The following is a 24,873-nucleotide window of genomic DNA, read 5'->3' as shown; positions in this document are numbered from 1 at the left end:
GCCGCGAAAAGCGCAATCATCAGCGCCGGCGCGCCTGCAGGAGATATTTGATCGCTTCGGGAATGATAAGCAGCGTCAGCGCGGATCCAATGATGATCTGCCAGGACAGAGCGCTGGGCGGCGCCAGCCCCATCAAGGCCTGCAAGGGCGGCGCGAACACCAGGGCCAGCTGGGTCAGAACCGCCGCCAGCGCTGCGACCGGCAGCCAGACATTGCCGCGCCACCCCAGCCGCGCCAGCGGCAGGGTCTGGGAGCGAAAGCTGAACACGATGCAGGCGCTGAGGATCACCACAGCGCTGAAAGCCGCCGCGTTCGCGGCCGCCTCGCCCGACGCCAGAGAGGCCTGAAACGCCGCCAGCGTCGCCGCGGCTGACGCGGCGCCGAACATGGCGATCACGCCAAGCGCGGTCTTGTCCACAACCGGCGCCTCAGGGCGGCGCGGCGGGCGCGCCATCAGATCGGGCGCCGCCCGTTCGGCGCCCAGGACCAGGGCAATGGGGCCATCTGTCAGAAGATTGACCCACAAGAGTTGCAAGGGCGTCAGGATCAGCGGCGCAGCGGACGCGATGTTCAGCCCCACCGCCAGCACTTCGCCCAGATTGGTGGCCAGCAGGAAACAGGTGAAATTGCGGATCGCCGCCTCCTGCCGCCGGCCTTCACGCACCGCGTCGATGATGGTGCTGAAGTCATCATCAAGCAGCACCAGATCCGCCGCCGCCTTCGCCGCGTCCGAGCCGCGGATTCCCATGGCTACGCCGATATCCGCCTGCTTGAGCGCGGGGGCGTCGTTGACGCCATCGCCGGTCATGGCCACGACCTCACCGGCGCCCTGAAGATGTCGCACTACCCGAAGCTTGTGTTCAGGCGTGGTGCGGCTGAGCACGTTCGCAGTTTTCAGCGCCTGATCCAGACCCGCATCATCAAGCTCGTCAATCTCGGCGCCGCTGAGCACCCGGCCGGAGGCGAAGCCCACCGCCTGGGCGATGGCTTCCGCTGTCCCCGCCGCGTCGCCCGTAATCATGATCACCTGAAGCCCGGCGCTGCGGGCCGCATCCAGGGCGGCGCGCGCGCGTGGTCGCGGCGGGTCCATCAACCCCACCAAGCCCTGAAAGATCAGATCATGCTCGCCCGGCTCGTCGTCGCCATGAGGTTTGCGCGCAATGGCGAGCACCCGCAGGCCGCGGCGCCCCATGGCCTCCGCCTGTTCAGTCCATTCGCGGCGCGCCGCCTCATCCATTTTGACGGCGCCGGTTTGCGTCGCCAGATGGGCGCACAGCGGCAACACGAAATCTGGCGCGCCCTTCACATGGATCATCGCGGCGTCGCCATCGCGCACCTGCACCAACATGCGTTTGCGTTCCGCGCTGAACGGCTGTTCCGCCAGACGGTCCGGCGGAGCATCCCCATCGAGCGTGGTGTGCTCCAGCGCAGCGAGCATCAAGGCCCGCTCGGTCGGCTCGCCCTGCACGGCTCCGTCCGGACACAGCTCGGCATTGTTGCAGACCCCGGCGGAATAAAGCGCCGCATGCGCCAGCGCATCAGGCTCTCCGGCCCCCACCTCCCACCGGCCTTGAGCGGTGAGCGTCTCCACCACCGTCATCTCGCCGGTGGTCAGCGTGCCGGTCTTGTCAGTGCAGATGACCGTGGCCGATCCCAACGTCTCCGCCGCCCGCAAACGCCGGACCAGCGCATTGCGCCGCGCCATGGCGCGCACGCCCAAAGCCAGCGTCAACGCCACCACTGCCGGCAAGCCTTCGGGCACCGCCGCCACCGCCAGCGAGACGCCGGTGAACACCATCTCCAACAGCGGACGCCCGGTCGCGACCCCGATCAGCATGATGCCGAGCGCCGCCAGGATCGCCAGCCCGCCCAGCATAGCGCTCAACCGCCCCAGCCTGCGCTGCAAGGGGGTGGCCAGGCGCTGGACCGAGCCCGCCAGCGCCGCGATACGCCCAAACTCGGTGCGCACTCCCGTTGCGACGACCAGCCCCGTCGCATGTCCATCCAGCACCAGAGCCCCGGCAAACGCCATCGAGGCGCGATCATGAACCGGCGCGCCTTCAAGGTCTGCGCCCGGCGCCTTGCGCATGCCGCGGGATTCGCCGGTCAGGGGCGACTCGTCCATCAACAGCGTTTCCGCTGTGATCAATTTCAGATCGGCGGGCGTCCGGTCGCCGCGCCGGATCTCGACCAGATCACCGGGAACCAGATCCAGCGCGTTTATGCGCTGGCGGCGCCCCGACCGGATCACAGTGCTATGGGGCGTCATCAGCCCCGCAATTGCAGCGAGGGCGCGTTCTGCACGCCATTCCTGAAAGAAGCTCAAGCCCACATTCAGCGCCACCACGATGCTGATCATCACCGCGTCCAGCACTTCGCCCAGAAGCGCCGCCAAGCCAGACGCAACCGCCAGCAAGATCACCAAAGGGTCGATGAGTTGATGCGCCAGCGCCTTTAGCGGCGAAAACCCTTCCTGCACCTCAATGACATTGCCGCCGCCTTCAGCCAGACGTTTGCGCGCTTCCGCCTCGTCCAATCCGTCTGAGGCGTCGCCGCCCAAACGGCGCAGGACTTCGTCGGGCGGCTCTGTACTGCAGTGAGAAAGGTCCGTCTGAAGCCCGGTCATAGGCGCAGTGTTTCACTTCACTCGCGGCCCGGCCACTGGCAGGCCTTGCTCCAATTGTCGCAGGCGCAGACGACGTAGAGCGATTAACCAAAGTGTTTAACCCGGCTTTGAGACCGGCATGCCATCTTGCCCCCATAGGGAGCATGACATGGCGAAAGCTGAGTTTCACAAACACCAGCGGGTTTACGTCAAACCGGTGGGCACATGGGCGGTGATCGAGAAGGTCAAACCCCATTGGGTGCGCGACGTCGAAGAACCCGTGAAAGTTCTTTATGATTGCGGACTTGGACGTGATTTCACAACCGATGAGTTGAGCGCTGAAGCGGTTGAGGATTCCCAGGTCGGCAATTGGCGGCTGATGCGGGCGCGCAACAAATGGCAATCGGTCGAGGAATGCGCGCACCATCCCCAGCCCGGCAGCTATCCCGTGGTGGTGACAGACGCCCAGAACTGGGGCGGCTGGCGGGTGCCGGGCGCTGAATATGATCGCGATCCGGGCCGTATCGAGCACCAGGCGCGTCTGATCGTTCACGCCCCCAGCCTGTTTGCGCTTGCAGAGCGCCTGGTGCGCTCGGCTCAGGACGATCCGGACGCCTCCAGCCAGACCATAGCGCTCGCCAAAACGGCGGCGGAGTTGATCCGCGCCGTAAACGCCAGACCGGATACAGGTCAGCCGGGTGATTTGTCAGTGGATTAACCACACGGCAACAGCATACGCCCTAGGTTGAAGAGGATTCAGACAGACGCGCTGAACCAACGGAGCTGCGGCCATGACGCCCCGCATGGGCAATGTGAACACCCTGATCATCGACGACAATGCTCACATGATCAGCATTGTCCGCTCGATGCTGCTTGGTTTCGGCATTTCCCGCACCCATGAATCACGCGACGCCGTGGAGGCGTTCGAGATTGCGCGTCATGAGCCCATCGACCTGATCATCGTGGACTATCAGATGCCGCTTCTGGATGGGCTGGAGTTCATCCAGATGGTCCGTCGCGGCGCGGATATGAAAAACCCCTTCGTGCCGATCATCTTGCTGACCGCGCATACCGAACGCTCTCGCATCATGGCGGCCCGAGACGCCGGCGTCACCGAGATCTGCGCCAAGCCGGTCACTGCGCGGCAGATGTGGGAAAAGATCGTGGCGGTGGTCAACAATCCCCGGCCCTTCGTGAAGACCGCGAACTATCTGGGACCGGACCGCCGCCGCAAGCACGAAGACTATACCGGCCCCGAGCGCCGGTCTGTCGCCTCAGCAAATCCTGATGCCGGTGAAGGGGTTGACGTCTCCGAAACCGGTGATGAAAACGATCAGGGCGCCATTGACCAGCTGATGGCCTAAGCGCTCAGGCGCCCCTCTTAACCTGCCATTTACGGCGCTGGACGAACGCCCGCGGAACACCTTAGTTTGCTAAGGATGATTCGTGTCGGCCAACACTCCGCGCGCGGCGCAAATCGCGACCGCTCCACCGCTTCGGCCGACGCTGAAGCGAAAGGCACGTTATGGCCCACAACTCTGGCCGTCATCGCCTTCTCCCTGGTGTTTGGCTGCGTCATCCTGGTGAAGTTGCATCAAGAGTGGACAGCGGCGCGCGCCGAGGCTGAGGCGTCTCAGGCGCGCACGGCCGCTTTCATCGCCGAGCGTGTCTCAGGTCGACTGTCTGAAGTGCGCGGGGCGCTCGCCATGGCCGCCTCCCAGCTTGAGGTGATGAGCCCGGCCAGTCTTGACGCCGGCGCCCAGGCCGGGCTCGACAATCTGATCGAGGCGCCGTGGGTGGACGCTGCGGCGCTCTTGACCCCGGACGGCCGCCTGATCGCAGCAGGCGCTGCGGACCCTGACATGTTGCGCGACGCCGCCAACGCGGCCTTGCTGGCGTCAAGCGGACTTGCTGCGAGACCGGGGCAAACCCCGCCGCTTGTCCTGACGGCTCCCGCGCCCTTGTCTGACGGGTCAGTGGGCGCTTTGGTCGCCAGCCTTACGCCACAGGCCTTGCTGCCGCGCTGGAACCGCGATGACGTGGCCATGCTGACGGACGCCGAAGGGCGACTACTGGCGCTGAACCCGGCGACTCCCTTTTCCGGCGCGCCTTTCGCCGCCGAACGGCTGGGCCTGGATCCCGTGTCCGTCTCGGCCATGGCGCGAAATGGCGGCGCCATGCGCGGCGCCCAGCTTGGCGACGAGGCCCGCATTCTGGGAGCGGCGGCCATCACCGGCGCGCCTCTGCATGCGTTGAGCCTGGGTCCGGACGGCATCAATCGAAGCGCCTGGAATAGCACCTTGTTGTTCCATCTGCTGCTGTTCCTGGCGCCCCTGGGCACCGCGATCGCCTTGTCGATTGTTCTGCGCAATCAGATGGGACGGCTTGGGGATACGCAGGCGAAACTCACCGATTCCGAAGGCCGTCTCCATCTCGCTATCGAGGGGGCGCGCTGCGGCGTGTGGGATTGGGATCTGGATACAGACGAGGTCGTTCTGACCGATTCCTTCGCCCAGCTGATCGGCCGCGCGCGGGGCGAATCCATGTCAGGTCCCGAACTTCTTCTGCTGTTGGGCAAGGAAGACCGCCCGAAAGTGCGCGCCGCGCTCCGCGGCGCCGCCAATGCGCAGGATGTGGACCTGGAAGTCCGCGCCGCCGGCCTGCCGGTCTGGTTGCAATTACGCGGACGCTTATTGCCTCAGACCCGGCGCATCATCGGCGTCGCCATCGACATCACCGAGCGCAAAGGCGCCCAGGCGCGGGTCGCAGCAGCGGAATCACGTCTGCGCGCTGCGCTGGAATCCATGAGCGAGAGCTTCGTGCTTTGGGACGCGCGCGGACGCCTGGTGCTCTGGAACCGCAAATTTCGCGACTTTTTCGGGTTTTCCGAAGGCGATCTGCGTATCGGAGCCAGTTATGAGCAGGTTGAGGCCGCCGCGGCGCCCGCCATCAAGATGGCGCACGCCTCAGATGACGGCCAGAATGACTATGACCTTGAGCTGCACGACCGCCGCTGGATCCACTATGCCGAACGGCGCACTGCCGATGGAGGCCTCGTCAGCGTCGGCGCCGACATCACGGCGCTGAAAGCACAACAAAGCGCGCTGAAGGAAAATGATCGGGAGATGCGCCGTACGGTCGAAAACCTGCGTCGTTCCCAGGAGCGCGTGCAGGAGCTGGCCGCCAATTACGAGCAAGAGAAAATCCGCGCCGAGGAAGCCAACCGCTCAAAGTCCGAATTCCTGGCCAATATGAGCCACGAATTGCGCACGCCGCTCAACGCCATCAACGGCTTCTCAGAGATCATGGCCGGCGAAATGTTCGGGCCTCTGGGCCACGAACGCTACCAGGATTATGTGGGCGATATTCTCAGCTCTGGTCAGCATCTGCTCTCCCTGATCAACGACATTCTGGACATGTCCAAGATCGAAGCCGGCAAGATGCAGCTTCAACCCGAACCGCTCCTGCCGTCAGAAGTCATCGAACAGTGTGTGCGGATCATGCGCGCCCGCGCTGAAGAGAAGTCCATTCAACTGACCGTCGAGGGCGACGAACTGCCGGAAATTTCCGCCGACCCGCGCGCGCTCAAACAGGTCATTCTCAACCTGATGTCCAATGCGGTGAAGTTCACCCCGGAAGGCGGCAAGGTGCAGATTCGCGGCTTCCACGCGGCGGACGGGGTGGTGATGCAAGTGTCAGATACGGGCATCGGCATTGGAGAAGACGATCTGCAACGCGTGGGTCGCCCGTTCGAGCAGATCGAGAGCCAGCACTCCAAAAAACACCAGGGCTCGGGCCTGGGACTGGCCCTGTCCAAATCCCTGATTGAATTGCATGGCGGCGCCTTGCGGATCGATTCCAAACTTGGCGAAGGCACCACAGTCTCCTTCACCCTGCCAGCGCATGCCGCCGATCATGACCACAACACGCCGGGCGATGACGCGGCCGATGCAGACGCGACCGTAACCGCCGAGGCCTGAGCGTCGTCAGGCAAGAGCTGGTCTAGTGGAACTCGGGTCTATCGCCAGGCGGCGGTCCGTTCGGGCCGCGCCGATCATCATCCCTGTCGCCTCGCTCTGCCTCATGACGGCCATGTCGCCGATCATGATCGCGGTCGCCATGCCGGGTCAGAGCGCGTTCGAAGGCCGCCCGGCGCACATCCGCCGGCAAGCTGTCGGCGGCGTCCAGAATCAAGGCTTCCGTGCGCTGTTCAAGCCGCGCCCGCGCCTCCCGCGCCTCGCGCAAGGCCTGGGCGGCGGCGTCCGGGTCAAACGGATCGGAAGTCAGAACCATACGCACGGCGCGACGCTTCTCCCCCAAATCACGCATCAGGGCGAACACCTCTTCGCGTGAGCCTTCCATCTGTTCAAACATGGACCTGCGATACTCGTCCGGTAGCGCACGGAAAAACCTGCGCGGTTCAAAGCCTCGCATGCGGGCCACATCCGAAGCGTCAGCGCGGATGGAGGTGCGCGCCGCGCCGTCATCGCTTAGCCAGCGATGCGCGCCCGCCCCGATCAACACCCCGTTCACAAGAACGGAGACCAGCAGCAGGGCGATCCAGATATTGATCCGGCTCATGAGGCGTCCTCAAACAGGGTTTGCGTCTCTGACAGGACAGAGAACGCGTTGGCGTACATGACATCGTCTTCGGGCTGGGCGTTCATCTGGGCGCCGGTCCATCCCGCGCCCGCTCCGAACATCAGCGCGATGGCGGCTGCAATCCCGGCCCAGCGCGGCGGCGCATAGGCGCGGCGCAGGCCGGAGGCCGTGATCGTCTCAAACAGCGCGGACGCAGGCGGCGCGGCGACGTCCAGATCAAGAAGCTGATCGAGCGCGGACGCCTCTTCCAGGCACGCCTGCGCGAAGTCGGGCTCAGCGTCGCAGAACATGCGGGCCGCAGCTTGCACCTCGCGGGGCCAGCGCTCCAGCGTTCCGCCATAGGCGTCAGCAAGCTCTGCAAACCGGTCCGGGGTCATACTTGTGTCTGTGCTCATAGCTCTCTTCCCGATCCGTGTAAGCCCGCAGCGTCCTTGATCAGCTCGTCGCGATCTCGCGCCAATGTCTTTTTCAAAGCTCTGCGGGCGCGCGCCAGCAGGGATTCCATCGCCTCGACGCTGACGTCCATGATCAGGGCGGCCTCGATATTGGTCCGTTCCTGAAAATGGCACAATTCCAGAGCCAGTTTCTGACGCTCCGGCAAGGCCCCGACGGCAGCCCGAACCCGGCTCAAGGCGTCCTCACCCGTCAGTCGGGCATCAGCGCTGACAGCGTCATCAACCTGTTCTGGCGCATCGTCGCTGATCTGGCTCTCACGCTTTTTTCGCAACCGGTCATAGCTCGCATTCATGGCGATCCGGGTCACCCAGGTTTCAAGCCGGGCGCGCTCGGGATCATAGAGCGCGATCTTGCGCCAGACCTTCAAGAAGGTCTCCTGCGCGACGTCCTCCGCCTCAGCCCGATCGCCCAGCAAGCGCGCCGCCACGGCATGCACCCTGGGCAGGCAACGTTGGGTCAACGCCCGAATTGCGGCGGCGTCGCCTTGTGCGACGCCCTGGGCCAAAGCCGCATCAGCCGCGCGCGCCTCCTCGCCTCCGCCCGTCCGGCGGGGGGGACCTTCAATCACTTTCAGGGCAGGGCGGGACACGCGCGCGGCTTTCTCGACTGGACGACTAGTCGCGCCACCAGGGTGCACGACGTTCTTCTCGCCGTTCCGCCCGGTCTTGCATATGCGCGTCCAGTTCATCAGGCGTAATGGCGCCATCCGAGTTTGCGTCCAGTCGATCAAACATCGCCTGAGGGCGCGTCATGAATTCCTCGCGCGAGATGCGGCCATCGTCATCCAGGTCCGCGCCATGCATCATACCTTCGTGGCCACCACCACGCCCTTCCCGTCGGCGGGGGCGGTCTTCACGCAACGCCATCATCCGCTGACGCATGGGAGAGGCGTCCGCCTGATCCAGGAAGCCGTCCGAATTGCGGTCCCGGAATGCAAACTCTTCAGTCTGCAATTGTTCAATTTCCGCGCGAGTGACAGTGTTGTCGCCGTTCAGGTCCGCCGCTTGCAGCATCATCATGCCGCGCATGCCATGCCCCCCGGAACCCCGCCCATGGCGTCCGCGCTCATGATGCTCGGCGCCCCGCGCGCCCGGACCGTCATACCCCATGGGTTGAGCCAGGGCCGCGCCAGATCCCAGAACCAGCACTGCGGCTGCGGCGCTCATCAATCTCTTCATCGTACCAATCTCCTGTGTCGATGCGGGGCTTGTTCTCTCCCTCGCTGATACCTGTGGTACGCATGGCATGGCTTTATTCCGTCGCGGCGAATGTCACCTCGCCGATATAACGCTCGAAGAGAGTGCGCACGCGCGCTGCGGCGATGTTCAGCGCATCCGCCGTGCAGTCCAGATCATCGCAATGCGCCGCCTGACACAAGCGTAGAGCAAAAGGCTCGCTCGCCTTATCCGGGTCAAAGTCAGCGCCGTGAGCGGCGCGCAGGATCTGGGTCAGGTCAGCGTACAGCTCATGGGCGGTTTTGAGCGTTTCACCGTCTTCATCGCGCAACCAGCCGGCCTCCACCAGCCGATCCAACGCGCCCTGGGTGTCAGCGCCCAGCCGCTCGCCCAGCACCAGCTGGCCGATCTGGGCGATGAACTCGATATCGATCAGCCCGCCTGCGCGCAGCTTGGTGTCCCACGGAGAGCGGGCTGGCCGATCACGCTCCAGTCGGGCGCGCATGTCGGCGGCGTCGCTTTTCAGCCTGTCTGGCGGGCCCGCCGCCTTGATGACGTTCGTGACGGCGCGATCCAGCCGCGCCGCCAGACCGCCTTCGACGACCATGCGGCTACGGGTCAGCGCCATGCGCTCCCAGGTCCAGGCTTCAGACGTCTGATAATACTCTTCAAAGCGGGACAGGCTGACCGCCGCGGGCCCAGCCGAGCCCGAAGGCCGCAAGGCCAGATCCACGTCATACAGCTCACCCTCCTCGGTAGGCGCAGAGAGTGCGGAGACAAGCCGCTGGGTGAAACGGATGAACCAGGTTTGCGCGCCCAGCGGACGCGGCCCGTCTGACGCTTCAGCGGTTGGCTCGAACACCAGCATGATATCAAGATCAGACGTCGCCGACAGCTCTCGCCCGCCCAGCTTGCCCAGCCCCAGCACCGCCCAGTCGCCGGGCGGCGGGCCGTGACGCTGGCTCATTTGCGATAGCGCCGCCTGCGCCATCGCCCCCAAAGACGCATCCGCCAGATCGGCATAAGCCTGACCGGCGTCCTGCGCCCGCGCCCGCCCCAGAAGGAGCTGACCGCCGATCCGCAGCTTCTCTTCACGCGCCAGCCGTCGGGCCGCGTTCAGCGCCTGCTCGTAATCGAGCCCCTCCAGCCCTGAAAACCGCTCAATGCGGTAGGCGGGCGGGTCCTCGCTCAAAGGCCGGGCGAAAGCCGGGTCGAGCAGGCTGTCCATAAGCGCAGGTCGCCGCGCCAGGACCTCTGCAAGGCGTGGCGCCAGCCCCAGCATGGCGATCAGCTCCCGTGCAAGCTCGGGCTGGTTGACCAGCAATGACAGCGGCTGCACCCCGCTGGGTAGCCCTTCAAAGAATGTCGAGAACCGGGTGAAGGCGGCGTCGGGATCGCCGGTGGCCGCCAGCGCCTCGATCAGGCGCGGCGCAAACCGCGAGAACAAGCGCCGGGCGCGTTCGGTGCGCGCCGCGCGCGCCCGCCCCGCCGCCCAGCCGGCCAGCCGCTCCCACACCCGGTCGGGCTGAGAAAAACCAAGCCGGTCCAAAGTCTCGACCGTGTCCGGCGTCGGCTCGACTCCGGTCAGGACCAGACTGCCCGCCTCCGTCGCAAGGCTGTCGCCATCATCAAACTGAGCGGAGAAGGCCGTATGCACGGCGCCGAACAGCGCGGTCATGCGCGCGTCAAACTCTGACAGATCATCCGTGCCCGACAGCGCCGCTACAGCGCGCCGCGTCTCGGCCTGTATCGGCAGAGTCTGGGTCTGTTCGTCTTCGAGCATCTGGATGCGGTGCTCCACATCGCGCAGCGCCCCATAATAGACGATCAGGGCGTCCGCCTCGTCAGCGTCCATCAGATCATGGGCGGCGAGCGCCGATAAAGCATCCACCGTGGCGGGCGCGCGCACGGCGGGCATGCGCCCGCCGAACACCAGCTGCAGGCACTGGGCGTAGAACTCGATCTCGCGAATGCCGCCACGTCCCAGCTTCACGTCATGCCCCGCCGCGCGCACTTCGGCGCGCTTTCCCACGGCCTGGATCTGCTTGGCGATGGAGCGAATATCCTCGACCGCGGCGAAATCCATGGTCCGTCGCCAGATGAAGGGGGTGAGGTCTTTCAAGAACCCCTCGCCCGCGGCCCGGTCGCCGGCGCAGACCCGTGCCTTGGCGTAGGCCGCCCGCTCCCAGTTCTGACCCAGCGCTTCAAAATAATAGCGCGCCATGTCCGCACTGACCGCCACCGGCGTTGAGCCCGGATCGGGGCGCAGCCGCAGATCGACGCGGAAGACATACCCGTCCGCGGTGACGTCCTGCATGATCGCGCTGAGCTTCTGGGCGATGCGCGAGAACAGTTTCAGCGGGTCCTTACCCTCCGGCGCGGTGATGATCTCGGGCTCATAGGCGATCACAAGATCAATGTCGGAGGAGAAGTTCAGGCTGCGCGTGCCATGCTTGCCCAGGGTCAGCACGAAATAGCCCGGCAGCGGGTTGAGCGGATCGCTGACCGCGACGCCATAACTGCGCGCGGCTGAGGCGAGGCTCGCCTGCACAGCGGCGTCGGCGAAGTCCGTCAGCGCGCCCATCACTTGCTTCAGGCTGAACGCGCCCGACAGATCCGCCAGCGCCGTGACCAGATGCAGATCAAGCTTGGCCCGGCGCAACACCGCCCTCACCTCGGCTTCGTCTTCAAGCGCTGCGGCATCGCGCGCGGTCTCGCACAAGCGCTCGATCAGGGTTTCAGGAGGGGTCGTGGCGAGCTGGCGCAGCGTGTCAGGCCGCCGCGCCGCCGTGCGCGCCAGATAGGGCGCGGCAGCGAACACGCTGTCGAGGAAATCCGCCGCCTCGCCCCAGGCGTCAAACGCCGCCGCGCCGATCCGCTCTCGCGCGCGCCGGGTGCGGTCGGGCGCGACATTAGGCAAGGTCTTGGTGAGGCGGTCTATGAGGGGCGCGGTCATGTAGGGAAAATGAGGCGCGCCGCAGTTTAGGGCAAGCGCTCGAGGTTAGGCCTTCCGCTTCGGAAAGGTCAGAGCGATCCTGAGGCCGGGGCCGGAGCCGTCCACGGCGCCGGGGCCGTCATCAAGACTCAGCACGCCGCCATGCACTTCCGCGATGGCGTTCACCAGCGACAGGCCCAGCCCGACGCCGGGTTGATTGCGGGAGCGATCGAGACGCACAAAGCGCTCCAGCACCCGCTCGCGGTCTTCCGCAGGTATGCCGGGGCCGGTGTCAGTGACGGAGATTTCGACCCGCCCCTCGCCGGTCTTGCGGCCGCGCAGCGCAATGGCGCCGCCATCAGGCGTATATTTGATGGCGTTATCGATCAGGTTCGCCATGGACTGGGCGATCAGCTCGCGATCCCCCATCACGGTCAGACCGGGCTCGCATTCGCATTTGAAATCGGTGCCCGCATCTTCGCACACCGGCTCGTAAAGCTCGCACATGTCTTCCATGAGCACGCTGAGATCGACCGGGTCGAAGGCGCGGCGGCGCTCGCCGGTCTGAAGCCGCGAGAGCGACAGAACGGCGTTGAAGGTCTTCAGAAGTTCATCTACATCGCTGACGGCCTGGATCAGCGCCGCTTCGCGCGCCTCCACATCGCCTTCCTCCACCAGCGCGGATTCAATGCGGCCGCGCATGCGGGTCAGCGGCAGGCGCAGATCGTGGGCGATGGAATCGCCCGCCGTGCGCATGCGGTGCATCAGATTTTCCAGCCGGTCGAGCATGTCGTTGAAATTTTGCGACAGCTCATCGAGCTCATCACCGGAATAGGTCCGCGGGGCGCGGGTTTCGAGCCGCCCGGTCATCACGGCGCGCGCGGCGGCGTTGATGCCGTCCAGGCGCCGGGCGAACCGCCGGCTGACCACGGCGCCGGACACGATCCCCAGCGCCAGCGACAGCCCCGAAGCGATCAGAACCGAATTGAGGGTGTTGGCGACGAAGCGGCTTTCTTCTTCCACGTCGAGGCCGACAAAGAGCTGATACCCGTCGCCCAGCTCGACGATCTGGCCGCGGGCGTCGCGGCCTTCCTCGGCGCGGTCGTTCACCCCTTCCACGGGCTGACGGTCATAGGTGAAGCGCACCCGCCCTTGCGGATCAGTGGGCGCTTCGGGCAGGCCGTAGATATTGCCCACCAGCTGCTGGCCGTTGGGATCGAGCAGCATGTAGAAGAATTCGCCGCCGCCCACGGACCGTTGCACCAGATAGCGATAGGCGCCCTGATAGCCGCGCTCTTGATAGAGCTGCTGGATCTCGGCGACCTCGGCGGACACCGACGCATCCGCCCGGCGCAAGGCCGCGCTCACTGACGCCGCATAGACCAGCGCCAGGATGACAAAGCTCGACAACGCAAAAAGCGCCGCGGACAGCAGCGTCAGGCGAAAGGCGGTCGTCCGCAGGAATGCGGGCGCCCGCCAGCCTTTATTGAGCTTGATAGTCAGTGTTCGTCCGCCTGTCTGTCTCAGCTCGACAGACGATAGCCTGCTCCGCGCACGGTGTGCAGCATCGAGGTGTCAAAAGGCTTGTCGATTTTCGACCGCAGACGAGAAATGTGCACGTCGATGACATTGGTCTGAGGGTCGAAATGATAGTCCCAGACCTTTTCGAGCAGCATGGTGCGGGTCACGACCTGGTCGGCGTGACGCATCAGAAATTCCAAGAGACGAAACTCACGCGGTTGAAGCTGGATCGCTTCCTCGCCGCGCTTTACGGTGCGCGCCAGCAGGTCCATCTCCAGATCACCCACCTGAAGCCGGGTCTTCAACGCGTCAGGATCGCGGCGGCGCGCCAAGGCGTCCACACGCGCTTTCAGTTCTGAGGGCGCGTAGGGTTTGACCAGATAATCATCGCCGCCCGCCGTCAGGCCCGCCACGCGATCATCCACTTCACCCATGGCCGACAAGACCAGCGCCGGCGTCTTGTCGCCTTCCTCGCGCAGGATGGAGATCATCGACAATCCATCGCGGCGCGGCATCATCCGGTCCACGATCAGCACGTCAAACGCGCCGTCACGCGCCATGGCCAGGCCATCCTCGCCATCATGGGCCGCATCGACCACATGGCCGGATTCGCGCAACATCTTGGCGATGTTACCCGCGACCTCGCGGTCGTCTTCCACGATCAGAATTCGCATGTCTCACTCTCCCGAACCAGATCAGGCGCCGGGCTTCCCGACCCGGCGCCTGTTGTTGTTATTATTCTTCTTCGGTCTCGTCAGACGGCATCTCGAGGGCGGCGTAACGCCGCTGACCGTTCTGGGAGACCACAAAAACCAGAAGCGCCCGACGATCACGCGCCCGCGCGTCTTCGACAGCCGCTTCAAAATCGGACAGACCGACCAGATCGCGTCCGCCTGCTTCCAGGATCACGTCGCCGGGACGCAAACCCTTTTCCGCCGCTTCAGAGCCCGGGCGCACGCCCTGAACCAGAAGGCCGCGGCCCTCGAGCTCCAGCTGCTCGGATTCGGCTTCGGTCGGGGCGCTCAGCGCCAGACCAAACTGGGCCGCAGCGCCCGCTTCACGTTGCGCGCGTTCTTGCGGGGCGGCGCTTTCCGGGCGCTCGGTCAACTCGACGCGTATGGTGCGCTCGCGCTCATCGCGCAAAATGCGGAAGGCCACACGTTCGCCCGGCGCAAAGGCGCCGACGACACGCGTCAGCTCACGCGGATCGTCCACCGCTTCGCCATTGATCTGCAAAATGATGTCGCCGTTCTCAAGACCGGCGGCTTGCGCCGGCGTGTCATCGAGCACCTGATTGATCAAAACGCCTTCCAGATCGGCGTCCAGGCCCATGGCGTCCTTGAGATCAGCGGTCAGAACCGCCGGGGAGATGCCCAGATAACCGCGGCGCACTTCGCCATTTTCAATCAGCTGATCAATGACGGTTGCGGCGAGGTCTGAAGGAATGGCGAAACCAATGCCCACATTGCCGCCGGTCGGGCTGATAATGGCGGAGTTCACGCCCACGACCTGACCGTCAAGATCAAAGGCCGGACCGCCCGAATTGCCCCGGTTGATCGGCGCGTCGATCTGCAGGAAATCGGTATAGGCTTGGCTGGCGCCCATCTGACGCCCGGTGGCGGAGATGATGCCCGCCGTCGCAGTGCCGCCCAGACCGAACGGATTGCCGACCGCGACAACCCAGTCGCCCACGCGGATTTCCAGATCACGGTCCAGCTCCACAAAGGCGAAGGGCTCGTCTTCTTCCTCAACACGCAGCAAGGCCAGATCAGTCGGCACATCGGTGCCCACCACTTCTGCGACCAGAGACCGGCCATCGGTCAGCACGACGCGAATGGTGTCCGCGCCGTCAATCACATGGTTGTTGGTGACCACATAGCCGTCTGCGGAGATGAAAAAGCCCGAGCCTTGCGCGCGGCGTTCGCGCGGCTGATCGGGCATGCCGCCAAAGCGCTCGAAGAATTCGCGAAACTGCGGCGGCAGCTGGGACATGTCCGGCGCGTCGCCCGCATCCACGCTGCCCTCTGCCTCAATGGAGACCACCGCCGGACTGACCCGTTCGATCAGGCTGGCGAAGCTCATCGGGGCGCCGTTGGGCGCACCATAAGTATAGGCGGACGGCGCCTCCTGGGCGCTGACGACCGCCGTCGTGGCGGCGCCCAGCGACAAAGCGGCGACAGTGGCGGACAGGATCAAACGTTTGGTGAGTTTCATGGCAGACAATCACAGTCCTTTACGCGTGTCAGAACCGGCATGCGCCGATCCATAGGAACAAGAATTTGATGACAGGGTGCGGCTGACCAGACCATTACGGCAACCTTACGGTTCCGTAATTTTTCAGCGGGCAAGCTCAGGCGCCTGATTTATAGCGACTTTCAACCTGAGCGCCGCGCTCCAGCGTCCGGTGAACCGGGCATTTGTTCGCGATTTCCAGGAGTTTCAGTTGCAGGGCCTCATCCTTGAGCCCCTGCACAACGATCTCGCGTTCAAACAGATCGGCGGGCCCGTCAGACTTCACCTTGCTGTGCCGCACCCGGGTGCAAATGCGGCCCAGCTCGATTTTTTTGTGGTTGGCGTACATCCGCAAGGTCATCGTGGTGCAGGCCGCAAGCGCGGCGGACAGCATGTCATAGGGCGCAGGGCCGCCATTCAGGCCGCCCATCGCCTCAGGCTCATCGACGATAAAGGTATGGTCGCCGGTCACGGCCCAGCTGTGAAACCCACCCAGGCCCGTCTCTTCCACCACCGCCGTTTCATCGCCTGAAAGGCGCGGCGGCGTGCTGACCTTGGCCGGCGGCGCATAACGGCTGGCCCATCCGGCGATCATGTCTGCTGCGTAATTGGCGTCCGCTTCCCGGCTGAGCAGATGATCGGCGTCATCCAGGCTGACAAAGCTTTTGGGGTGCCGCGCCGCGACAAACAGACGGGTCGCGTTTTCGATGCCGACCGTTTCGTCGACCGGGGAATGCGCGATCAGCAGAGCGGCCTTCATCTGCCCGACAATATCTTCGAGTTTGTGCTCGCCGATATCGTCCAGGAATTGCTTCTTGATCGTGAAAGAGCGACCGGCCAGCGCCACTGTCGCAGAGCCATTCGCCTCGATTTCATCCACATCATCAGCCGTGAAATGGTGACGCACATGATCGGCGTCCGCTGGCGCATTGAGCGTCGCCACGGCTTTGGCTTCAGGAATTTGCGGGGTCGCTGCGATCACGGCGGCGCCGCCCAGGGAGTGCCCGATCAGAAGGCTCGGCGCCTCATACTGCTCTCGCAGAAAGTCCGCCGCCTTCACCAGATCGGCCACATTGGAGCTGAAATTGGTGTTGGCGAAATCGCCTTCAGACTGCCCCAGCCCGGTAAAGTCAAACCGTAACACCGCATAGCCATGAGTGGTCAGCCGCCGGGCGATGCGCTGAGCCGCGTGAACATCCTTGGAGCAGGAAAAGCAGTGCGCGAACAAGGCATAAGCCCGTACCGGGCCATTCGGTCGCTCCAGACGAGCGGCCAGCGTGTCGCCATAGGCGCCTTCAAACGTGATTTTTTCTGACTGCGCCATGCCTGCCTCGTTCAGCGATCCGGGTCATGAAGAGGTGGCGTCTTTCCCTGATGTGATCAAGGCGGCGCTGCTCACGATTTCGAGCGCCGCTTTCGCATGGATGTGACCAGCAGGCCGCCGCCCAGCACCAATAGCAATACCGGCGTCGCCCAAAGGATCGCGGTGCTGGAATCCACAGGCGGCCGCATCAACACCGCATAGCCGAAACGCCCCACCAGCGCTTCGCGCACCTGATCGTCATCTGCGCCCAGGGCGACCTGCTCACGCACGAACCGCCGCATGTCCTGCGCCTGACCGGCGTTTGAGTCCAAAATGGACTCCCCCGCGCAGACCATGCAGCGCACTTCGCGCATCAAAGCCTGGGCGCGAGCCTCTTCGTCTGCAGGAAGGCCCGTGGCGGCCGTTTGCGCCGCCAGCGCTGCGGCCAGGATTAGCGCTTTCATGACGACGCCTCCATCGCGGGTTGGGTTGTACGCTCAGTGCCGGGCAGCACCGACCTGGCGCGCAAACGCCCGCCGAGAGACAGCGCGCCGCCCAGGACGATGAAGATGGCGCCCAGCGAAAGCGCCCAGACCAGCGGGTGGAAGGCGATGCGGGTCTCAAAAGCGGTCGTGCCGTCTTCACGCATGCGCGCCTCTCCCACGGAGGCGTAGAGGTCGCCCGCAATAGAGGATTTGAGCGCCACTTCGCGCGTGGTCTGGTTGGCGCCGGCGTAAAAACGGCGCTCGGGCTCCATAACGCCGCCTTCGCCGTCATCAATCACGAGACGCGCCCGATCCGCCATATAGTTCGGCCCGTCCGCCCGGCGGACGCCGTCCAGCGTCAGGGTACGCCCGGCGATCTCGACGCTTTCCCCCGGCGCCAGCGCCAGATTCTGGTCGGGCGGACGCGAGGCGTCCGCCGCAGCGCCCAGCGCAATGAACCCCACCCCGGCATGAGCCAGAACCCGGCCCGTCACCATCAGTTTCTGACCCCGCGCCATAGCCACCGGCAGCGATTGGCCCAGATCCATCACGGCGCCGGAAATCGCCCAGACGCCAATGGCGCCGCCCACAATCGCCAGCGGGCTGGCGCCCGCCATCAGCAGCGCCACGATCACGGCCGCGACCGGGATCAGCATCAGCGCCGCACGCATTTGCGACACGGCGTTCTTCAACCCGCCATTGGCCCAGGGCAGGAAAGGCGCGATGGGCATCAGCAAAGCCGCGATCAACAAGAGCGGCGTCGCCGCAGCGTTGAAATACGGCGCGCCGACCGAGATGGTCGCCCCGCCCAGCATCTCCAGCAGCATGGGATACAACGTGCCCACCAGGACCACACCGGAGGTGGCGGCGAGCAGCAGGTTATTGGCGCCGATCAGCGCTTCCTTGCTGGTGGGTTCAAACCCGTCGCCCTCACCCAGCGATCCGGCCCGCAATGCGAACAGCAGGAACCCGGCCACGGCCGACACGCCCAGCATGCCCAGAATCCAGACCCCGCGTTCGGGATCGAGCGCAAAGGCGTGCACCGATGTGATCACGCCCGAACGCACCAGAAACGCGCCCAGAATGGAGAGGATATAAGCCAGTAGCGCCAGAAAGACCGTCCAGCCCGGAAACGCGCCGCGCTTCTCTGTGGCGATGGAGGAATGGATCAACGCCGCACCCAGAAGCCAGGGCATGAAGCTGGCGTTCTCGACCGGGTCCCAGAACCACCAGCCGCCCCAACCGAGCTCGTAATACGCCCAGAAAGCGCCCAGCGCGATGCCGGCCGTCAACGCCGTCCAGGCGCCCAGCGCCCAGGGGCGGATCGCCGTCGCCAGAGCCCGGCCTGGCGTTTTCTGCATCAGGCCCGCCGCCGCGATGGCGAACGCGGTCGAAAGACCGACATAGCCCACATAGAGCATGGGCGGATGAATCACGAGCAACGGGTCTTGCAGGATCGGGTTCAGCTCGGCGCCCTGAAGCGGGACCGGGGACACGCGCTCGAACGGGTTCGAGGCGAAAGCGAGAAAGCTGTAGAACAGGGTTTGCAACAGGCCCTGAAAGCTGACCGCGCGGGATCGCAATCCTAGCTCTTGCGGCCCGCGTCGGGCCAGGCCATAGCCGAACACCGTCAAGATCAGGCACCACAGCAGCATCGAACCTTCATGGCCGCCCCAGCTGGCCGCGATCTTGTAAGCAAGCGGTTTGTCGACCGATGAATTGGCCGCCACATAGGCGATCGAGAAATCAGACCGCAGAAAGCTTGCGATCAGCAGAACCATCGCTGCGCCCGCAGCCAGCATGCCGATTTCCGCAGCGGCGCGTCCGGCTTCAGCGAAGGCGCCGCGTCCACCCTGATCCGCGCCCCGCCAGGCGGTGATCATCTGAACCAGACTCGCCAGCAGCGCCAACGCAATGAGATAACGGCCGAGTTCGGCGATCATGAGGGCTGCTCCGTCTCAACGTCGCCATAGCCGCTCGCGCCGCCATAGCCGGAATGGTCACCGGTCTCTTCGTGCCACATGCCCGACTCGCGCAAGGCGGCGGCGACTTCAGGCGGCATGTAGGATTCATCATGCTTGGCGAGCACGGTGTCGGCGGTGAACTGACCTTCAGGGCTGAACGCGCCCTCGGCGACGATGCCCTGCCCCTCACGGAACAGGTCAGGCAGCGAGCCGCCATAAGCGATGCGAATTTCGCCGGCGCCGTCAGTAATGGTGAAGTTCGCGCCGCCGCGAGCAGGACGCTCTACCGATCCGTCGAGCACCAATCCGCCGACACGGACACGCTGGCCGGCTTGCGGCGGGTTTTCAGCGACCATGGCGGGCGAATAGAAAAACACCATGGCGTCACGCATTGCGGTCATCGCCAGCGCCGCCGCCCCCACCAGAACCACGCCGGCTGCGAGGGTGATCATCAATCGTCGCTGGGCTTTTCTCATCCGTCGTTCTCCTCACGAGAAAATGCGCTTTGCATGGCTGAAATCAGGACCAGCGCGCCAGGATTGTTCTCAAACCGGGCCCGCGCACGTTCCAGCGCTTCCGCGCCCGCCTCGGGCTCGTCTTGCATCCAGCGCGCACGCGCCAGCGTCAACCACCCTGACAGGTCATCAGGATTCTCTTCCAGCCGCATCTCAAGCCGGTCCACCATCATGTTCGCCAGATCTTCAGGCGCTGCGCCTGCCGCGATGGCGTCCGCAAAGGGCGCAGCGCCGCCAGAGCCCGGTCCCCCCTGAGGCCGAGACAGAAGATCGGCGGCGCGGGCTGCGATGGCGGCGCGGAACGGATCGCCTGCATCCAGACGCGCAATGATGTCTGACCAGACCCGGGCCGCTTCATTGCGGTCCTCACGAGCGTAATAGGCTGCGCCCAAGAAGAAGGGAGGCTCGGGCAATGTCGGGTCAAGCGCGTAAGCCGCATCAAAGGCGCGTTCGGCTTCGGGCGTGACCTGACCGTCATTGAGCACCACCAGCGCCTGGCCAAGATCAGAGAGAATGCGGGGATCCTCTTCAATTTGCAGCGCCCGCGTGAAAAACGTCACCGCTTCCAGCTCGCGTTCGGTGCGCGCCAGAAACCGGCCCAGCAAGGTCAGCGCCTGAAGATCATCGCGATCTTCTCGCAAAATCGCCCGCAAACGCGCTTCCTGTTCATCGGGCGTCAGCTGTGTGGGGTCCGTCGCATTCAAGCGCGCAGCGACTTCGCTATAGGGCGCTCCGGGCGTTTCGGGTTCGCCATTGATGAAATAAAGCCCCAGCGCCCCCAAAAGCACGACAGGTACCGCCGCCAGAGCGAGGATTCGATTGCTCCCCTCGGTCCCGGACGCGTTGAAAAACGGCATGGCGAGGCGCCAGGCCGCAAGCGCGCCGATCAGGGCGCTGATCAGAATGAAACCGATCATGCGACGCCTCGCCGGAAGGTCAGCAGAAGATTGTTGGACGGCATTTCAACGCGCTCAACCCTGACATACCCATGTTCGCCCGCCAGGGCGTCCACATCCGCCAGCGGCCGGACGCCCCATCGCGGGTCGCGCTGTTTCAAGCTGGCGTCGAAGTCGAGATTGGAGGGGGCGGTCGCCTCCCCTTCCTGGTAAGGCCCGTACAGATAAAGCGCGCCCGCGTCCGACAAAAGGTGTGCGGCGCCAGAGAAAAGCCCACGCGCGGCGTCCCAGGGCGCAATATGGATCATGTTGGCGCAATAGATGGCGTCCACAGTCTCGAGCCTGTCCCACCAGCCGGTGGCGCAAACATCAAGGGCCAGCGCAGGCTGCATCCGGCCATCAGCGTCTTCGGCCCAGGCGTCAGCGCTGGCGCGCGATTGCGGATCCGGGTCGCTTGGCGTCCAGCTCAGATCGGGGCGGTGGGTCACCAGGGCCAGAGCATGTTCGCCCGTGCCGCTGGCGATCTCGAGAACACGCGCGCCCTGAGGCAAGCGTGCGCTAAGCGCTGTCATGATCGGACCACGATTGCGTGCGGCGCTCGGCGAGCTCAAGCGCGCGCCAACCTGGCCACGATCTTCCAATGCGATGGGAGCAGTTTTATCGGTCATGCAGGGGTAGATAGACTGTCCCCCGCCCGCTTTGAAGGCGCATTAGGCCGCTTGGGCTGCGGCGGCTCGGCGCAGGAGGACTTCACCGACCGATCTCATGCCCAGAATATCCAGAATACGCGTGACTTCGCGCAGCCTTACCAGGTCCGCTTCTTCGTCATCAGAGACATTGCGCCGCAGTCTGGCGAGAATGCCTTCACCCAGTTTTTCAGTGGCGTCCTTGAACTCTTCCAACAACAAGGCGTGAGCATTGCCCACCGCCGCGCGCGCGGCGTCGTCTTTCACGCGATACAGGAACGCACATACAGCTTCCGCTTCGTCAAAGGCGGGCTCACCAGGGTGCGGAATGTCCTTATAGCGACGCCTCGGGCCTGTCTCGGGCAAGGCCCGTTCGAACAGACGTCGGGCTTCTTCATGAATACGCTCCATCTGCTGGCTGGCGGCGTTTCTCAATTCAAAAAGCCGCCTCCCCCAGGCGCCGTCCTTGCGAATGCCGATTTCGCGGGTCATGCCGACAGTCACGGCAGCAAATTGCGTCACCGCTTTCACGGCGCTCTCCACCGCCTCAGGAGTCCGAGGCGCGGATTGAAATCCTTTCAGATGAAACTCTGCATCGCCGAGCAGGGCGTCGCCAATACTGGACATGTCCGTATGGGTCAGCAGGAAATCGTCTTCCCGCCGGGCAATCCGCTCGAAAACACGCAGCATGCGCCAAGGCTTGTAGACCTTGGCCATAATCATCAAGAGCACCCAGACGCCGGATTCAGGTTTTTCCTCAATGGCTTGCTCATAGCGATCTCGCAACTCCGCACAAACCTCATCCCCCATTTCCTCGATCTCGTCGGGCAGACCGTCCAAGGCGTCACGCAAGGCCGGGATGCTGTTGAGCATGCCAGCAATGTTTCGCACTTCGTCAAAACGGGTCACGCCCAATTGCTGGCGCAGGCGCTTGCTTTCCCTCGGCTCATGTTCAAGTTCGTCCAGCGTCTTCAGCATCGCGGCGGCGACGCGCGCGCGTGTTTCATCCAAGGGCTCATCGACTGGCTTGTCCGTAAATGACGACGCAGCGTCCATGGCGGCCTTCGCCGCTTCGGGGTCCAGATCGCTGATCCAGTTCCACAACGGCACCAGCAGACTTTCGGGGATCAGCGCCTTTGAAGGCTCGACGATCGTGCTGTCGCCGATGACATCCTGCAAGGGCAGGAAGAAGAGCCGACTGGCGGCGCCGTCAGCGCCATATCGGCAGAATTCAAGCATGCGCGCCATGCCCGGATCAATTTCCTGCGCAAGGTCGACAAGACCTTCCACCCGCTCCACAGGCATGTGGGCAAGCAGAATAGATAATTTCTCGACTTTCCCCGCGGAGAGCGGCCCCATGTCATCACCAAGGCAAAAACTGTGACTGCAGAAATAACTGAACGCGGTTAATGTCAGCTTTCCAGAAGCGCTGGCAACCACAAACACGCCTTGAGCCCGCCCATGTTGGACCTTTCGAGCTCTAGCGCGCCGTCATAAGCACGCGCCAGGTCCGCCACAATGGCCAGGCCAAGCCCGGTTCCGGGCGCCTGTTCATCCAGGCGCACGCCGCGCGCCAGCACGGTCTGGCTTTGCTCAGGCGTCAGTCCGGGACCGTCATCCTCAACACAGAGATAGAGCTGGCCGTCACGAACGCTGGCGATGATGCTGACCTTGCTGGCGGCCCATTTGCAGGCATTGTCGATCAGATTGCCGAGCAATTCCTCAAGGTCCTGCTTCTCGCCGCGAAAGACGATTCTGCCCTCGCAGCGCCAGTCCAGCGCAATCCCTTGCCGCCCGTAGATTTTCTGCAAGGTGCGGCCCAGATCGTCGAGCGTGCGCTCCACAGGCGCCCGCGCGCCGATCGTGCGCGCATGAGCGGCGGCGCGTGCACGCCGCAGATGGTGCTCCACCTGCTCAGACATCAGCCGCGTCTGCCGGTCCACCTGTCGGGCGAGCACCCCGTCCTGATCGCGCGCCTCGTTTGACAACACAGTGATCGGGGTTTTCAGCGCATGCGCCAGATTGCCCACATGGGTCCGCGCGCGCTCCACCACTTCCTGGGAATGGTCGAGCAGCTTGTTCAGCTCTCCGCCCAGCGCGATTAGCTCGGCGGGATAAATGCCGCTGACACGTTCGCTGCGCCCGTCGCGCACATCGGCCACGGCGCGTCCCATACGCAAGACAGGCGCGAGGCCTACTCGAACCTGCACGAAAACGCCGACCCCAAGCGCGACGGCGAACAGGAGAAACAATCCCGCCGAAGCCAGGCCGAAGCGCATGATGCGCGCATTCGCGGGCCTTTGGTCTTCAGCGGCGATTACAAGCAAAGGGGCTTGCACGTCGTCGATCAAAATAGCCCGGATCACCAGACGCAACGGCTCGCCATCAGGCCCCTTGCTCGCGGCGCTGACCGGACGACCAGGATTTGCGAGCGCTTCGGCGCGAGCCTTATCCGGCGCCATCAGCAACGCATCCGCCAGAGACTGCGAGCGCAAGGGCTCCACATCAGTTGCAGCGTCCAGCGACACCTGCCAGTAGCGCCCTGAAAATGTCTGGGAGAACCGTGGGTCAATCAGGTCTTCGTCGAGACGCAGGCTGAGCGAGTCACTGACCTCAACATAGGCGATCAGCGCGTCCGCCACGCCGGACAACCGGTCCTCAAGGTCGCTCAGAACTGTCTGGCGAAATAATGCCGTCAGCGACACCGCGCCCAGCACCAGAAGCACAAGCGCCCAGCCCAGCGCCGTCAGAACCAGACGACGCACCATGGAGCCCTGGGTGACAAGGCGCGGCGCTGAAGCGTCTTCGCTCACTCAGCCGCCGAGCTCTTCGCCTCGCCGGGGTCCACCAGCCGGTAGCCCAGCCCACGCACGGTTTCGATGCGATTGGAGCCGATCTTCTTGCGAAGGCGACCGACGAACACTTCGATCGTGTTGGAATCGCGGTCGAAATCCTGATCGTAGATATGCTCCACAAGCTCTGTGCGGGAGATCACACGGTCACGGTGGTGCATCAGATAGCTCAGCATCCGAAACTCGTGCGAGGTGAGCTTGATGAGTTGATCGCCCAGGAAGACCCGCGACCCGCGCGTATCAAGGCTCAGATCGCCGCACATCAGGGTGGAGGTGGCATGGCCTGCAGCCCGGCGGGTCAGCGCGCGCAGGCGCGCCAGCAATTCCTCCGGATGGAAGGGCTTGGTGAGATAATCATCCGCCCCCGCGTCAAACCCGGCCACTTTCTCGCTCCAGCGATCTCGGGCCGTCAGGATCAGCACCGGTGACGCCATGCCCGCCTCGCGCCATCGCTCCAGCACCGTCACGCCATCAAGCTTGGGCAGGCCCAGATCAAGCACAATAGCGTCATAGGGCTCGGTCTCGCCCAGAAACAGGCCGTCTTCGCCATCCGCTGCGGTATCCACCGCATAGCCGGAATGGGTCAGCACATCAGCCAGTTGCCGACGCAGGTCAGGATCGTCTTCAACGATAAGCGCTCGCATGT

The 24,873-nt window shown here is 64.4% G+C and carries 21 protein-coding genes; 3 read left to right on the top strand and 18 right to left on the bottom strand.

Translation table 11 applies throughout. The features are described 5' to 3' along the window. Window positions 1-19: 19 nt before the first annotated feature. A complete protein-coding gene (locus tag G405_RS16010) occupies window positions 20-2,626 on the bottom strand; it encodes a cation-translocating P-type ATPase (protein ID WP_022701849.1) in 2,607 nt (868 codons plus the stop codon). Between the two features lie 148 nt (window positions 2,627-2,774). Between G405_RS16010 and G405_RS0112390 the strand changes: the two genes are divergently transcribed. The 3 genes from G405_RS0112390 to G405_RS16005 all read left to right on the top strand — a co-directional run bounded on the left by G405_RS0112390 (window position 2,775) and on the right by G405_RS16005 (window position 6,585). Next, window positions 2,775-3,323, top strand: coding sequence for a hypothetical protein (locus G405_RS0112390; protein WP_022701848.1), 549 nt, complete (start codon window positions 2,775-2,777; stop codon window positions 3,321-3,323). Window positions 3,324-3,396: 73 nt separating this feature from the next. Further along, window positions 3,397-3,969 carry a response regulator gene (locus G405_RS0112385; protein WP_022701847.1) on the top strand — a complete coding sequence of 191 codons (573 nt, stop codon included), beginning with the start codon at window positions 3,397-3,399 and terminating at the stop codon, window positions 3,967-3,969. Between the two features lie 75 nt (window positions 3,970-4,044). Further along, a complete protein-coding gene (locus G405_RS16005; RefSeq protein WP_022701846.1) occupies window positions 4,045-6,585 on the top strand; it encodes a PAS domain-containing sensor histidine kinase in 2,541 nt (846 codons plus the stop codon). Between the two features lie 22 nt (window positions 6,586-6,607). Here G405_RS16005 and G405_RS0112375 read toward each other — a convergent pair whose 3' ends face one another. The 17 genes from G405_RS0112375 to G405_RS0112295 form a co-directional block, all read right to left on the bottom strand. Beyond that, window positions 6,608-7,186 carry a periplasmic heavy metal sensor gene (locus G405_RS0112375; RefSeq protein ID WP_022701845.1) on the bottom strand — a complete coding sequence of 193 codons (579 nt, stop codon included), beginning with the start codon at window positions 7,184-7,186 and terminating at the stop codon, window positions 6,608-6,610. Beyond that, the gene (locus G405_RS16655) at window positions 7,183-7,602 is read right to left on the bottom strand and encodes a hypothetical protein (protein ID WP_156861503.1); all 420 of its coding nucleotides are present in this window, start codon (window positions 7,600-7,602) and stop codon (window positions 7,183-7,185) included. The genes G405_RS0112375 and G405_RS16655 overlap by 4 nt, the downstream gene beginning before the upstream one ends. Continuing rightward, on the bottom strand, window positions 7,599-8,252 hold the full coding sequence (locus tag G405_RS15995) for an RNA polymerase sigma factor (RefSeq protein ID WP_022701843.1): 654 nt from the start codon (window positions 8,250-8,252) through the stop codon (window positions 7,599-7,601). Before G405_RS15995 ends, G405_RS16655 begins: the two co-directional genes overlap by 4 nt. A 25-nt stretch (window positions 8,253-8,277) precedes the next feature. After that, the gene (locus tag G405_RS0112360) at window positions 8,278-8,841 is read right to left on the bottom strand and encodes an EF-hand domain-containing protein (protein ID WP_169447520.1); all 564 of its coding nucleotides are present in this window, start codon (window positions 8,839-8,841) and stop codon (window positions 8,278-8,280) included. 73 nt (window positions 8,842-8,914) lie between these two features. Beyond that, window positions 8,915-11,794, bottom strand: a complete 2,880-nt coding sequence (locus G405_RS0112355) for a bifunctional [glutamine synthetase] adenylyltransferase/[glutamine synthetase]-adenylyl-L-tyrosine phosphorylase (protein WP_022701841.1) — start codon at window positions 11,792-11,794, stop codon at window positions 8,915-8,917. A gap of 45 nt (window positions 11,795-11,839) precedes the next feature. Beyond that, entirely contained in the window at window positions 11,840-13,183 is a 1,344-nt protein-coding gene (locus G405_RS0112350) for a sensor histidine kinase (RefSeq protein WP_022701840.1), read from the bottom strand. A 113-nt stretch (window positions 13,184-13,296) separates the two neighbouring features. Next, a complete protein-coding gene (locus G405_RS0112345) occupies window positions 13,297-13,968 on the bottom strand; it encodes a response regulator transcription factor (RefSeq protein ID WP_022701839.1) in 672 nt (223 codons plus the stop codon). Window positions 13,969-14,029: 61 nt separating this feature from the next. Continuing rightward, window positions 14,030-15,508, bottom strand: a complete 1,479-nt coding sequence (locus G405_RS0112340; protein ID WP_022701838.1) for a Do family serine endopeptidase — start codon at window positions 15,506-15,508, stop codon at window positions 14,030-14,032. A 136-nt stretch (window positions 15,509-15,644) separates the two neighbouring features. Continuing rightward, entirely contained in the window at window positions 15,645-16,850 is a 1,206-nt protein-coding gene (locus G405_RS0112335) for a bifunctional alpha/beta hydrolase/OsmC family protein (RefSeq protein ID WP_022701837.1), read from the bottom strand. A gap of 71 nt (window positions 16,851-16,921) precedes the next feature. Continuing rightward, window positions 16,922-17,293 carry a cytochrome c-type biogenesis protein gene (locus tag G405_RS15990; protein ID WP_022701836.1) on the bottom strand — a complete coding sequence of 124 codons (372 nt, stop codon included), beginning with the start codon at window positions 17,291-17,293 and terminating at the stop codon, window positions 16,922-16,924. Continuing rightward, window positions 17,290-19,257: a heme lyase CcmF/NrfE family subunit gene (locus tag G405_RS0112325; protein ID WP_022701835.1), complete on the bottom strand. Its 1,968-nt coding sequence runs from the start codon at window positions 19,255-19,257 to the stop codon at window positions 17,290-17,292. The genes G405_RS15990 and G405_RS0112325 overlap by 4 nt, the downstream gene beginning before the upstream one ends. Continuing rightward, window positions 19,254-19,754 (bottom strand): cytochrome c maturation protein CcmE, encoded by a 501-nt coding sequence (gene ccmE / locus G405_RS0112320; protein WP_022701834.1) that lies wholly within the window; start codon window positions 19,752-19,754, stop codon window positions 19,254-19,256. Before ccmE ends, G405_RS0112325 begins: the two co-directional genes overlap by 4 nt. Then, window positions 19,751-20,710: a tetratricopeptide repeat protein gene (locus G405_RS0112315; RefSeq protein WP_022701833.1), complete on the bottom strand. Its 960-nt coding sequence runs from the start codon at window positions 20,708-20,710 to the stop codon at window positions 19,751-19,753. The genes ccmE and G405_RS0112315 overlap by 4 nt, the downstream gene beginning before the upstream one ends. Further along, on the bottom strand, window positions 20,707-21,357 hold the full coding sequence (locus G405_RS0112310) for a DUF938 domain-containing protein (RefSeq protein WP_022701832.1): 651 nt from the start codon (window positions 21,355-21,357) through the stop codon (window positions 20,707-20,709). The genes G405_RS0112315 and G405_RS0112310 overlap by 4 nt, the downstream gene beginning before the upstream one ends. A gap of 42 nt (window positions 21,358-21,399) precedes the next feature. Next, window positions 21,400-22,734, bottom strand: a complete 1,335-nt coding sequence (locus tag G405_RS0112305) for a hypothetical protein (protein WP_156861501.1) — start codon at window positions 22,732-22,734, stop codon at window positions 21,400-21,402. A 53-nt stretch (window positions 22,735-22,787) separates the two neighbouring features. Next, the gene (locus G405_RS0112300; protein ID WP_022701830.1) at window positions 22,788-24,188 is read right to left on the bottom strand and encodes a sensor histidine kinase; all 1,401 of its coding nucleotides are present in this window, start codon (window positions 24,186-24,188) and stop codon (window positions 22,788-22,790) included. Further along, window positions 24,185-24,871 carry a response regulator transcription factor gene (locus G405_RS0112295; protein ID WP_022701829.1) on the bottom strand — a complete coding sequence of 229 codons (687 nt, stop codon included), beginning with the start codon at window positions 24,869-24,871 and terminating at the stop codon, window positions 24,185-24,187. Before G405_RS0112295 ends, G405_RS0112300 begins: the two co-directional genes overlap by 4 nt. Window positions 24,872-24,873: the final 2 nt, after the last annotated feature.

The organism is Oceanicaulis alexandrii DSM 11625 (assembly GCF_000420265.1).
Classification (GTDB): Bacteria; Pseudomonadota; Alphaproteobacteria; order Caulobacterales; family Maricaulaceae; genus Oceanicaulis; species Oceanicaulis alexandrii.
Note: the sequence above shows the minus strand (reverse complement) of the source record. Positions and strands in the feature narration are given on the sequence as shown.